Source organism: Nonomuraea sp. NPDC050383 (assembly GCF_044459125.1).
GTDB lineage: Bacteria > Actinomycetota > Actinomycetes > Streptosporangiales > Streptosporangiaceae > Nonomuraea.
The window spans coordinates 17,616-29,921 of record NZ_JBITIP010000028.1 but is presented as its reverse complement, the minus strand read 5'-3'; the positions used below and the strand labels follow the sequence as shown (position 1 = coordinate 29,921).

Annotated in this window: 9 protein-coding genes, 1 tRNA gene and 1 CRISPR repeat array; of the genes, 7 read left to right on the top strand and 3 right to left on the bottom strand. The window is 70.9% G+C overall.

Annotated features, from left to right (window positions below):
• Positions 1–16: 16 nt before the first annotated feature.
• From ACIBG4_RS39770 to ACIBG4_RS39760, 3 genes are read left to right on the top strand one after another with little or no spacing between them, the layout of a single operon-like run.
• Entirely contained in the window at positions 17–1,093 is a 1,077-nt protein-coding gene (locus ACIBG4_RS39770; protein ID WP_397207485.1) for an alanine racemase, read from the top strand.
• Positions 1,094–1,102: 9 nt separating this feature from the next.
• A complete protein-coding gene (locus ACIBG4_RS39765) occupies positions 1,103–1,483 on the top strand; it encodes a RidA family protein (protein WP_397207483.1) in 381 nt (126 codons plus the stop codon).
• Between the two features lie 21 nt (positions 1,484–1,504).
• On the top strand, positions 1,505–2,701 hold the full coding sequence (locus tag ACIBG4_RS39760; RefSeq protein WP_310709464.1) for a hypothetical protein: 1,197 nt from the start codon (positions 1,505–1,507) through the stop codon (positions 2,699–2,701).
• A gap of 10 nt (positions 2,702–2,711) precedes the next feature.
• Here the strand turns inward: ACIBG4_RS39760 and ACIBG4_RS39755 are convergent, their stop codons facing one another.
• Both ACIBG4_RS39755 and ACIBG4_RS39750 read right to left on the bottom strand, forming a co-directional pair.
• Complete coding sequence (locus tag ACIBG4_RS39755; RefSeq protein ID WP_397207481.1) at positions 2,712–3,260, bottom strand: TetR/AcrR family transcriptional regulator; 549 nt, start codon at positions 3,258–3,260, stop codon at positions 2,712–2,714.
• A 4-nt stretch (positions 3,261–3,264) separates the two neighbouring features.
• Entirely contained in the window at positions 3,265–3,882 is a 618-nt protein-coding gene (locus ACIBG4_RS39750; RefSeq protein ID WP_355438991.1) for a LysE family translocator, read from the bottom strand.
• A 102-nt stretch (positions 3,883–3,984) separates the two neighbouring features.
• On the opposite strand from ACIBG4_RS39750, the gene ACIBG4_RS39745 reads away from it, so the two are divergent.
• Complete coding sequence (locus tag ACIBG4_RS39745) at positions 3,985–6,750, top strand: AAA family ATPase (RefSeq protein WP_397207479.1); 2,766 nt, start codon at positions 3,985–3,987, stop codon at positions 6,748–6,750.
• A gap of 31 nt (positions 6,751–6,781) precedes the next feature.
• On the opposite strand, the gene ACIBG4_RS39740 is transcribed toward ACIBG4_RS39745, so the two are convergent.
• Positions 6,782–7,147 (bottom strand): response regulator transcription factor, encoded by a 366-nt coding sequence (locus ACIBG4_RS39740; RefSeq protein ID WP_397207477.1) that lies wholly within the window; start codon positions 7,145–7,147, stop codon positions 6,782–6,784.
• A 137-nt stretch (positions 7,148–7,284) separates the two neighbouring features.
• On the opposite strand from ACIBG4_RS39740, the gene ACIBG4_RS39735 reads away from it, so the two are divergent.
• The 3 genes from ACIBG4_RS39735 to cas5c all read left to right on the top strand — a co-directional run bounded on the left by ACIBG4_RS39735 (position 7,285) and on the right by cas5c (position 12,304).
• Positions 7,285–7,356, top strand: a tRNA-Arg gene (locus tag ACIBG4_RS39735).
• 289 nt (positions 7,357–7,645) lie between these two features.
• A CRISPR array of direct repeats spans positions 7,646–9,063; the repeat unit is 37 nt; unit sequence GTTGCGATCCTCGGCCACCCCGGAGGGTGGCCGCCAC.
• A 380-nt stretch (positions 9,064–9,443) separates the two neighbouring features.
• The gene (gene cas3 / locus ACIBG4_RS39730) at positions 9,444–11,618 is read left to right on the top strand and encodes a CRISPR-associated helicase Cas3' (RefSeq protein ID WP_397207475.1); all 2,175 of its coding nucleotides are present in this window, start codon (positions 9,444–9,446) and stop codon (positions 11,616–11,618) included.
• On the top strand, positions 11,615–12,304 hold the full coding sequence (gene cas5c / locus ACIBG4_RS39725) for a type I-C CRISPR-associated protein Cas5c (RefSeq protein WP_397207473.1): 690 nt from the start codon (positions 11,615–11,617) through the stop codon (positions 12,302–12,304). Before cas3 ends, cas5c begins: the two co-directional genes overlap by 4 nt.
• Positions 12,305–12,306: the final 2 nt, after the last annotated feature.

The window sequence follows — 12,306 nt, the reverse complement described above, 5'->3', positions numbered from 1 at the left end:
GGACAGAGGAGACGTCGTGCAGCAAGCCCCAGGCCGGTCGATCTTCGACGGCGGCCTGCCCTTCCCCCTGATGGTCGTGCACCGTGAGGCGCTGGAGCACAACGTCGCCACCATGGCCGCGTTCGCCCGCGACCACGGCATGGAGCTCGCCCCGCACGTCAAGACGCACATGTCGCCCGAGATCGCCGCCCTGCAGCTGGAGGCGGGCGCGTGGGCCCTCACCGTGGCGACGCCGCGGCAGGCCATGGCGGCCCGCTCGTTCGGCGCCTCGCGGATCATCGTGGCCAACCAGCTCGTCGACCCGGCCGGGCTGGCGTGGGCCGCCGCCGAGCTGGCCCGCGACCCCGGCTTCGAGCTGCTGAGCTTCGCGGACTCGGCCGCCGGGGTGGACCTGCTGGCCAAGCACGCCGGCCCCCGGCCGTTCAGGGTGCTGGTGGAGCTGGGCCACCCCGGCGGGCGGGCCGGCTGCCGGTCGCTGGAGGAGCTGCTGGAGGTCGTCCGGTACGTCCAGGAGAGCCACGGTGTGGAGCTGGCCGGCATCGCCGGGTACGAGGGCGGGCTGGCCGGCGCCGACGAGGTCCGCGCCTACCTGCGGAAGCTGCAGGACGCCGTCGAGCACGTGCGTCTCAGGCAGCCGATCCTTTCGGTCGGCGGCAGCCAGTGGTTCGACGTGATCGGCAGGGAGCTCGTCGCCACCAAGGCCACCGTCGTGCTGCGCAGCGGCGCCTACGTCACCCACGACGACGGCTACTACCGCGAGCGCACGCCGTTCAACCGCATGGACGGCGAGCTGCGGCCCGCGCTGGAGGTCTGGGCGCACGTGCTGTCCGTCCCCGAGCCCGGCATGGCCGTCGTCGGCATGGGCAAGCGCGACGCCCCCTACGACGAGGGCCTGCCCGTCCCCAAGCGCGGCGGCGTCGCCGTGACGCGGATGCAGGACCAGCACACCGTCGTGCAGGCCGACGGGCTGCGCCCCGGTGACCTGCTCGCCTTCGGCATCTCGCACCCGTGCACCGCGTTCGACAAGTGGCGGGTGCTGCCGGTCGTCGATCGTGACTACCGTATCGTCGGCGAGATCACGACTCACTTCTGAGGAGCACCCATGAAGAGCGAGCTGCGGACCACCGAAGGCGCCGCGCCCGTCGGCGCCTACTCCCAGGGTCTGGTCGTCGGCGACTTCGTCTACACCTCCGGCGCGGGTCCGTTGCACCCGGACACCGGCGAGGTCGTCGGCGACGACGTGGCTGCTCAGACGCACCAGACGATGCGCAACCTCGGGGCGATCCTGGCCACCCACGGGCTCGGGTTCGACGACGTGATCAAGGCGACCGTGCATCTGCAGGAGCTCAAGCGCGACTTCGCCGCCTTCAACGAGGTGTACCAGTCGTACTTCTCCCGCCCGTACCCCGTGCGGACCACGGTCGGATCGGACTTGATGGACATCCTTGTGGAGATCGACTTCGTCGCGCACAAGAGCGCCTAACCAGGATTGTAAGGTCGGCTCGTGGACAGTTCGGTGTACGTCTTCGTCGAGGATCTCCGAGGCGAGGGCGTCGAGCGGGTGCTCGACAGGATCAGTGGCTACGGCGTCACCGGCGTCACCGTCGGCGCCGTGCACCACGCCTGTCAGGACATCACCCCGCACGGACTGTCCCGGTTGACCGTCCGCCACGACGCCGCCCACTTCACGCCGCCGCCCGAGCTGTTCGCGGGGCTGCGGCTCAAGCCGCCCGCCGGCCACCAGGACGCCCTGTCCGGTCTCGCCCAGGCGTGCGCGCAGCGCGGGCTGAAGCTGCACGGCTGGACGGTCTTCCTGCGCAACGCCACACTCGGCCTGCGCCACCCGGACGTGACCGTGCGCGACTGCTTCGGCGACCGCGGCTCGCCCGCCGACCTGTGCCCGGGACACCCCGACGTGCGCGACTACGCCGTGGCGCTGGCCCGCGCCGTCGCCCGGCTCGGCGTCGAGAGCGTGGTGGCCGAGGCGCTGCACTTCAACCCGCTGCGGGCGCAGCGGTCGTTCGTGCCGCTCGGGCCGATGGACACGTACCTGTTCGGGCTGTGCTTCTGCGACTACTGCATGCGCCGCGCCGCGGACCTGGGCGTCAACGCCGAGGCGGCGCGCGAGGAGTGCGCCGGAATCGTCGGGCGCGTGCTCGACGGCGACGCGCCCGCGCAGGGCGAGGTGACCCGGGCCGCGCTCACCGCCTACGCCGGGCCCGAGGTGGTGGCCTACGCGCGGGCCAGGTCCGAGACCGTGACGACGCTGGTGTCCGAGGTCGCCTCAGCCGTGGAGGCCGAAGGGGCCCGGCTGGTGTTCGTCGACTCGACCGGCGCGGTTAAGGGGTACACCGACGGGCTGCCCACCCCAGGGCTGGCCGCGCACGACGCCTGGCAGCTCGGCGTCGACCTGGTCGCGCTCGGCGACCTGGTGCCGGCCTTCGGGGTGCTCGCCTACGCCCGCGACGCGGCCCGCGTGGCCGACGACGTGGGCGCCTACCTGCGCTCGGTCGGCAAGGACCGGGAGGTGCGGGCCGTGCTGCGGCCGGGCCACCCCGACAGCGACTCGGCCGACCGGCTCGTGGCCAAGGCCCGCGGGGCGAAGGCGGCGGGCGCGGCGGCGGTCGACTTCTACGCGTACGGGCTGGCGCCCCACCCGGTGCTGGACCGGATCCCGGCCGCCCTGGCGGAGGCCCACTGACGCGGGCCGGTCACCGGGACGCCAGCCCGTCCAGGACCGCCGACACCGTCTCCTCCGCGAAGCCGTCGTCCACCGGCAGTCCGCGGAACACCGCCCGCATCCACACCGCCCCGGCCAGCAGGTCCACGATCAGCATCGGGTCGGCCGTCTCCTTCAGCTCGCCCCGCCGTACCGCCCGCTCGAACACCGCGCGCTCCCGGGCGAACCGGTCGGCGAAGAACCGGTGCGCGTCGAGCTCCGGATGGCGTACGGCGGCGCCCAGCGCCGTCACCGCGACGTCCCGCGCGGGGGGCCGCGTCAGCAGGCGCACCACGCCCTCGGCCAGCGCCACCAGGTCGCCCCGCAGGCTGCCCGTGTCCGGCGGCTCGAACGCCAGGACGTCGGCCTCCACCAGCGCCGCCCCGAGCAGCGCGGCCTTGGACGGCCACCAGCGGTAGATCGTCGTCTTGTTCACGCCGGACCGCTCGGCCACCCCCTCGACGGTCAGCCCGTCGTAGCCGCGCTCGGCGACCAGCCGGAGCGTCGCGTCGAAGATCTCCTGCTGCTTCCTGGGCGCCATGCCGTCATTTTCTCCCGGTGAACGCGGTGACGACGCCCAGCCCCAGGTACACCACGCCGCTGACGTACCGCAGGGTGCGGGCCCGGCGGGCCAGCCGGGTGCCGAGCGCGCCGGCCGTGAACGCGTACACGATGTCCGACAGCAGCCCCAGCGCGAGCAGCGTGACCCCGAGCACCACGATCTGGAGGGCCGGCGAGCCCGCGTCCGCGTCGACGAACTGCGGCAGGAGCGCCAGGAAGAACAGCGTGACCTTGGGGTTGAGCACGTTGACCACGACGCCTTCGAGGAACACCCTGGGCAACGGCTGCGGCCGCAGCGCCGTGCCGCCCGCCTCGTCCTTCGAGGTGAGCGCGCGGACGCCGAGGTAGACGAGGTAGGCCACGCCGGCCCACTTGACGATCCCGAAGAGCGTCGCCGACTTCGTGATCAGGTACGACAGGCCGGCCGCGGCGGCGGCGATGTGCACGAGCGTGCCCGTCTCCACGCCGAACGCGCTGGCCAGCGCCGCCGCCCTGCCCTGGGCGAGGCCGCGGGCGGCGATGTAGAAGTGGTTGGGGCCGGGGATGAGCACCAGGGCCAGGCAGGCGCCGGTGAAGAAGAGGTACGTCGACCAACTGATCACGAAATATCAGCGTAGACATGGCTTTATGTCGACAAGAAGGCCAATGGCGGGTGGTGGCGGTGGGCCAATGAGTGTCGGCGAGGCATGGCATAGTTGCTGACCGTGAAGGGTCTTCTGGTGGGGCGCGGTGCCGAGCTGACACGGCTCGTCGGCGTGCTCGAGTCCGCCGCGGCCGGCACCGCCGGGGTCGCGCTCGTCGGGGGCGACGCGGGCATCGGCAAGACCCGGCTGGTCGCCGAGCTGGTGGCCGAGGCCAGGGAGCGCGGCTTCCACGTGCTGTCCGGGCAGTGCGCCGAGCTCGGCGACGCCCTGCCGTACCTCCCGCTCGCCGACGCCCTGCGCGGCGCCGAGCCCGCGGTGCGCGAGAAGGCCGCCGCCCACCCGCTGCTCGGCCAGCTCCTGCCCGGCGTGGAGAGCGTCCCGTCGGCCGGGCTGACGCAGCAGCGGCTCTTCGGCTCGCTGCTCGGCCTGCTGTCCGGCATCCAGCCCGTGCTCTTCGTCATCGAGGACCTCCACTGGGCCGACCGCTCCACCCGCGACCTGCTGGTGTTCCTCAGCCGCATGGTGCAGACCGAGCGGGTCTGCGTGGTCGGCACCTACCGCACCGACGACCTCCACCGGCGCCACCCGCTGCGCTCCGTGCTGGCGGAGATGAAGCGGCTGCCCACGGTCACGGCGGTGGAGCTGGGGCCGCTCGACCCGGGCCAGATGTCCGACTACGTCGCGACCATGGGCCGGGTCGACGCTCAGGGACTCGGCATGATCGTCACCCGCGCCGACGGCAACCCGTTCTACGCCGAAGAGCTCTTCGCCGCCATGACCGAGGGCGACAGCCTGCCCGAAGGCCTGGCCAGCCTCCTGCTGTCCCGCGTCGAGGTGCTGTCCGAGCCGGGCCAGCGCGTGCTGCGCGCCGCCGCCGTGGCCGGCCGGCGCGTCGAGGACGAGCTGCTGCGCGAGGTCTCCGGGCTGCCGCTCGCCGACTTCGAGGAGGCCGTACGCGAGATCGTCTCGCGCGGGCTGCTGCGCGTCGACGGCTACGGCTACGCCTTCCGGCACGCCCTGCTCCAGGAGGCCGTCTACACCGACCTGCTGCCCGGCGAGCGCACGCGCCTGCACGCCGCGTTCGCCCGGCTGCTCACCGCGCCCGCCGAGCTGGCCCACCACCACCTGGCCGGCCACGACCTCGCGGGCGCCCTGGCCGCCTCCGCCGAGGCCGGCCGGCTCGCCGAGCGGCTCGGCGCCCCGGCCGAGGCGCACAGCCACTACGACCAGGCCCTGTCACTGTGGGAGCGGGTGCCCGACGCCGAGCGGCTGGCCGGCGAGAGCCGGGCGAGCCTGGCCTTCCGCAGCGCCGTCATGGCCGCCGACAGCGGGGACAACCACCGGGCCATCACCCAGCTCCGCGCCCTGCCGCCCACCTGCGAGGTCAGCGAGCGGCTCGCCTACTACCTGTCCGAGATGGACGACCAGGACGGCGCCGTCGCCGCCGCCGAGCAGGCCGTCGCCACGGCGGCCGACGATGCGGCCCTGGCCCGCGCCCTGGCCACCCACGCCCGCACGCTCACGTGGGGCCCCCGGCACGCCGAGGGCCAGGCGCTGGCCCTGCGCGCGCTCGACGTCGCCCGCGCCGCCGGGGCGCGCGACGCCGAGGTGGGCGCGCTGCTCACCCTCGCCATCCACGCCGAGCTGCAGGGCGACACCGCCAAGGCCCACGACCTCGTCACTGTCGCCTCCGCCGAGGGCACCGGCGACCTCGCCATGGACCTGCGCGCCCGCTTCCACCACGCCCGCATCCACTATGAGCAGGGCTACCTCGCCCACGCGGCCGAGGTCGCCGACGAGGGCATCCGGCTGGCGTTCGAGACGGGGCTCAAGTGGAGCACCTACGGCACCGACCTGCAGTTCCTGCGCTTCCTCATCCATTACGTCGCGGGGGAGTGGGACCAGGCCGAGACCGTGGCCGCCTCCTTCGGCGCCCGGGTGGGCACCGCGCCGGAGGCCACCCTGTCGTCGTTCGCGCTGTTCCTGGAGGTGGCGCGCGGGCTGCCCGCCGTGGACAGCAGGCTCGGGTGGCTGCGGCCGTTCTGGTCCGACGGGCTGGTGGCGTACATGTCGCGCGGGCTCGCCGCCGAGCACGCCCTGTGGCAGGGCGACCCCCAGACGGCGCTCACCCACGTACGCGCGACGCTCGACGTGCTCCAGCCCGGCGAATCGGGCATCCTGCGCATCGCCGCCGTCGGCCTGTGGGCGCTCGGCGACCTCGGGGTCGTCGAGGACGCCGACGAGATGGCCGATCTGGCCCGTTTCGCGGTGAAGTCCGGCCCGGTCGGCCAGCGTGGCCAGCTCGGTCTTGAGGGGCGCGCGTGGGCGCTGCGGGTCGAGGCCGAATGGCACCGCGTCCACGGCCGGCTCGACCCGGAGCTGTGGCGGGCCGTGGTGGAGGCGTTCGATTACGGCTTCGTCTACGAGACGGCCCGCGCCCGGTGGCGCCTGGCCGAGGCGCTGCTCGCCGCCGGCGACCGGGAGGCGGCCCAGACGGAGTGGACACTGGCCCGGGAGACCGCCACCACGCTCCGCGCCGCTCCCCTGGAGAGGGTGCTGGCCGACTTCGGCAAGCGGGCCCGCTTCACCGCCGTCGCCGGGGCCGGCTCGGCCGCGCAGGAGTCACCCAACGGCGGGCTGACCGCCCGCGAGCTCGAAGTGCTCACGCTGGTCGCGGAGGGTCTCACCAACAGGGAGATCGCCGAGCGGCTGTTCATCGCCCAGAAGACGGTGAGCGTCCACGTCTCCAACATCCTCGGCAAGCTCGACGTCTCCACCCGCACGCAGGCGGCCGCCACCGCCCGCGCCCACGGCCTCCTGACCTGACCCCTTACCGGGGCCTGCTCACCAGGGGCCTTCAGCTTCTGGCGAGCGCGGCCAGATCCCGCACCACCTGGATCAGCTCTGCCGGATCGAACGGCTTGGTGAGATAGGCGTCCACCCCGATGCCCATCCCGCGCCGCTTGTCGTCGTCCTGCGCCCGGGCGGTGATCAGCACCACCTTGATGTGACTGGTGGCCTCGTCCGCTCGCAGCCGCTCCGCCGTCACCCACCCGTCGAGATACGGCATCATCACGTCCAGCGTGATCACATCCGGCATGACGTCGAGCACCCGCTCAAGGCAGTCCTGCCCATCGGTGGCGGTCGACACGTCGAACCCTTCCAGGCTCAGGTTGACCGCGATGAGCTGACGGATGACCTCGTCATCGTCGACGACCAGCACTTTCCCAAGAACCTCACCCACGGCGGCAAAGCTACCCGTAGTGGCGCGGTCACGTGCGGTTTTCCGGCGATGTGTGATCGGAGGTTTATCGTGGTGCGGAGTGGTGGCCGAATACTGGTAGCCTTGTCACACGTTCGGCCCCCTTAGCTCAGGGGATAGAGCACCGGCCTCCGGAGCCGGGTGCGTAGGTTCGAATCCTACAGGGGGCACACGATCCTGACCGGCGGCTTCGGCCGCTGACCAGGACGAACGACACAGGAACGGGCGGGTCTCCAGTCTCACGGAGCCCCGCCCGTTCTCGTTGGCGCTCACTGCTTGTGGACCAGCTGTGGACCACGAGAGCTCCGTCCAAGCCTCGAACGGCGAGGCGCCACTTCGTCTCCCCGGCATACGATCGAGATCGGCGTGAGTCAGCAGGTTCGCCGTATCAACCAGGTGCTTTGAACAGCCGGCGGGGGCGATCGTTCAAGGCCAGATATGGCAGAGCGAACAGTCCCTCGTTGTGATGCTCGGCCACCCCGGAGGGTGGCCGCCACCAGCAGGCGCTCACCGAGCGCGTGCCGCTCGCTGTTGCGGTCCTCAGCCACCCCGGAGGGTGGCCGCCACCACGTGGATGCCGTACGTCCCCGAACGCGCCCCGGTGTTGCGATCCTCGGCCACCCGGAGGGTGGCCGCCACCTGCGACGGCGCCGATCGCTTCACCAGCTCCAGGCGGTTGCGTTCCTCGGCCACCCGGAGGGTGGCCGCCACTCGAACCAGTGACCCCTCGCTTGTAAGGATCGCCCGCAGGTTGCGATCATCGGCACCCCGGAGGGTGGCCGCCACTCAGGCATGAGCCGGTCGACGTCGGGGCGGTGGAGGTTGCGATCCTCGGCCACCCCGGAGGGTGGCCGCTACCCCACGGCGCTGACCCGCTTGGGGCACACCTCGCAGTTGCGATCCTCGGCCACCCCGGAGGGTGGCCGCCACGTGGCTCCGCGTGAGCATCGTCGCACGACACACCGGTTGCGATCCTCGGCCACCCCGGAGGGTGGCCGCCACGGAGTGACGTGCTCACCTGGTACCCCACCGGAGCCGTTGCGATCCTCGGCCACCCCGGAGGGTGGCCGCCACGCTCGGTGGCGTTGTCCAGGAAGCCCTCGATGCCGAGGTTGCGATCCTCGGCCACCCCGGAGGGTGGCCGCCACCACCGCGGCGGTGAGCTGGGTGAGCGCGACCACCAGGTTGCGATCCTCGGCCACCCCGGTGGGTGGCCGCCACCCCGTGTACACGTCGACTCGGACTACGGCCCCGGTGTTGCGATCCTCGGCCACCCCGGAGGGGGGCCGCCACTGCCCTGCTTGGCCGGCGGCGCCTTCGGGTGGGAGGTTGCGATCCTCGGCCACCCCGGAGGGTGGCCGCCACAGGACCTCCCCGGCACCCAATGACACATTTAACGTGTTGCGATCCTCGGCCACCCCGGAGGGTGGCCGCCACTGCCCTGCTTGGCCGGCGGCGCCTTCGGGTGGGAGGTTGCGATCCTCGGCCACCCCGGAGGGTGGCCGCCACCCGGCCGCGCGATCTTCTTCGACTGGACCGGCCATGTGTTGCGATCCTCGGCCACCCCGGAGGGTGGCCGCCACGGACCGGGGGGTCCGGTGAAGACAGTAGAGCCCGGTTGCGATCCTCGGCCACCCCGGAGGGTGGCCGCCACACCGGGACCGGGACCGGGACCACCCCTGTCACCTGCGGGTTGCGATCCTCGGCCACCCCGGAGGGTGGCCGCCACACCGGGACCGGGACCGGGACCACCCCTGTCACCTGCGGGTTGCGATCCTCGGCCACCCCGGAGGGTGGCCGCCACACCGGCGGTGACCGCTGCTGGCGACGTCCCGAAGCCGTTGCGATCCTCGGCCACCCCGGAGGGTGGCCGCCACCGCATCTGAGTAGGCAATATGCCCCCTCGACACCGACAGGACGACTTGCGAATTCACGTATCAAGGAACATTGCGGGTGATAACTCCTTAGGAACCTACCGCGTGTCGCATGAGCACTCCAGGTTCCGAAGCACAGGCACGGCAAGCACAACAGGCGTAAGGCTATGCCGGGAGCGTACGCGGATCGAGCAGCTCCCCAGGGATCACGTTATTGATCATGACTTGTCTACGCGCATAGGGTCGTCTGGCCGAGACGGCCGCCCTGTCCGACATGAAGCGATCAGGGTTGTTGAGCGCCGATTTGGTGGAACTTCGCGAAACTGTCGGCGGCATCTCCTAAAGTTCAGCTCTCGCAGGGATCCTCCGACCAAGGGGTGTGCGTGAGCGACCGCTTGTGGGCGCACAGTGCTCGGGACAGTGACAGGCTTCGCCATGGTCTCGCCGACCATTTGCGGGGAACCGCATGGCACGCAGGCGCCTTCGGCGAGGTCTTCGGCGCAGGCTCGCTCGCTGCTCATTGCGGTCTGTTGCACGATGTAGGGAAAGGCTCCTGCCAGTGGCAGCGCGGCCTGATCGATGCGGAGCGCCTGGGCGGCCGGGTGGGCATTCCGCACAAGCATGCGGGTACTTGGCTGCTGGACCAGCACGGCCTGGGCATCATGTCCGCCGTGGTGTTCGGTCATCACGGAGGGCTGCCGGACGCGACGCGACTCAAGAAGGAGTTGCGCTTCGCGGACGCCGATCCGCTGGTCGCCGAGGCAATTCGGCGGGTCGGGGAAATCGTTCCGGAGATTCATCCGTCGGAACCGATCGCACCACCCGCCTGGCTGCACGAGGCCGCGGCCGATGACCCTTATGCGTTGGATCTCCTGGTTCGCATGGTCTACAGCACCGTGGTTGATGCGGATTTTTTGGACACTGAGCAGCATTTCGCTGGCGTCGCGCGCCCTTTTCATCCGGTTTCTGCCGCTGATCTGGCTGAGCGTTTCGAGCGGGGACGCCAGAATCTGCTCGAAAACAAACCGGAATCGCCGATTGACGGGTTGCGTCAAGAGGTCTACCGGCAGTGCGTGGAGGCTTCGCAGGGACCGCGAGGTATTTATCGCATTCCGGCGCCCACTGGCTCGGGGAAGACGCTCGCGGCGGGCGGCTTCGCCCTGCAGCACGCCCGGTTGCACGGCATGAAACGCGTCATCGTCGCCGTGCCGTTCATGTCGATCACCGAGCAGAACGCCTCGGTCTATCGCAACCTCTTGGACATCGAGGGTGAGGATCCGGTGGTGCTGGAGCACCACAGCGGCATCGATCTGGACGACGGAAGGGCAAGCAGGAGGTGGCAGCGGCTGGCCGCGGAGAACTGGGACGCCCCCTTCGTGGTGACGACCACCATCCGGCTGTTCGAGTCCCTGTTCTCTCACAAGCCCGCGGCGATGCGCCGCGTGCACCGACTGGCCGGTTCGGTGATCGTCCTGGACGAGGTGCAGGCGCTGCCGGACCGCTTGTTGATCCCTATCGTGTCCGCGCTGCGCAGCCTCACCCAGTGGTTCGGTGTGACGGTGGTACTGGCCTCAGCCACTCAACCACCGTTCGAACTGCTCAGCCCCTTGCAGGGCACGCGCATCAGGGACGTCATCGCCGAGCCGAAGCCGCTGTACAAGGCTCTGAGCCGAGTGCGGTACCGGTGGCTCCTGGATCCGAAGCCGACCATGGCGCAGATCGCCGAGCAGGCCGCGGCGGAGACTCAGGTCCTCGTGGTGGTCAACACCACCAGGGACGCCGCCCGGATGCACGAGCTCGTGGAGGAGCATCGGCCGGCGCTGCACTTGTCCACACGGATGGCAGCCGCGCACCGGCGCGCTGCTTTGGACGAGATCACGCGGCGTCTCGCCGACGAGGAGCCGGTCGCGGTGGTGAGCACCCAACTGGTCGAGGCAGGAGTAGACCTGGACTTCCCGGCCGGTTTTCGGGCGATTGCCTCCGCCGACTCCCTTCAGCAGGCAGCCGGCCGAGTCAACCGAGGCGGGCGGCTGCCGTACGGACAGGTCACCATCTTCGACCCGGAGGACGGCAACAAGGCGGCCGACAGGTTGTACGGCGCTGCGCTGGAGGCCACCCGCGCCAGGTTCGGCCCTCACTGCCCTCCCGACGATCTGGACGCGTTGGAGGCCTATTACCGGGCCAGGTTCGACTTCCACAACGTCGAGGCGGCAGGGCACGAGATCCAGCAGGGCCGCCAGACCCATGACTTCCCTCACGTGGCCGAGCTGTTCCGCATGATCGATGAATGGACCGTTCCCGTTGCAGTGCGCTATGGCGACACCGAGAAGCTGGACGGGATCCTCGCCCACCTGCGTGCCGGGCATCCTGGAGCAGGCGCGCAGCTGCGTGCTCTGCGTCCCTATCTGGCCACCCTGCCTCGGGGTGCCGCGCGCAAGGCACTGCAGGAAGGACTTGCCACCCCCGTCGTCGGTGACCTCCTCGAATGGCTCGGCGACTACCACCCGCGGCGAGGCATCGAGATGACCTCCCCCGACCCCCAGGAGCTGGTGTTTTGACCACCCGTCGCGTTCACCATCCGCCTCTGCCGCTCGTCGTGGAGGTCGAGGCGCCGTACGCCTGTTTCACCCGCCCCGAGTTCAAGACCGAGCGGATGAGTTACCCGGTCATGACCCCGTCGGCTGCGAAGGGCGTGCTGGAGGCGATCTTCTGGAAGCCGGAGTTCGGCTACCAGGTCACACGCATCGAGGTGCTCAAGCCCATCCGGTGGGCGTCGATCCGCCGCAACGAGGTCTCCTCCATGCTGACCATGGCTTGGGTGCGCGAGGCCATGGCTGACACCAGCGTGCGCTTCGATGCGGAGGCCGACCGTGACCAGCGCAACATGGTGTGCCTGCGTGACGTCGCCTACCGCATCCACGCCCAGGTCCGGTTGCGCCCGCACGCCACCGATCCCGAGGCCAAGTACCGCGACCAGCTCCGCCGCAGAGTCGAGCGTGGCGCCTGCTACTCACAGCCGTTCATGGGTGTCCGCGAGTTCTCCGCCTCCTTCCGACCCAACACCGGCTGCGAGCCGATTCCCCACGACGAGAAGCTCGGCGTGATGCTGCACAGCATCGTCTACGGTCCCGAGGGCGAGAGCTACCGCTGGTTCCAGGCGGAACTCCAGCGAGGCGTGCTGGCGATTCCCCGCGAAGGCATCGAGTTGCCGGGCGCCGACACGCGTACCGGCGGCAGGCGGTGACC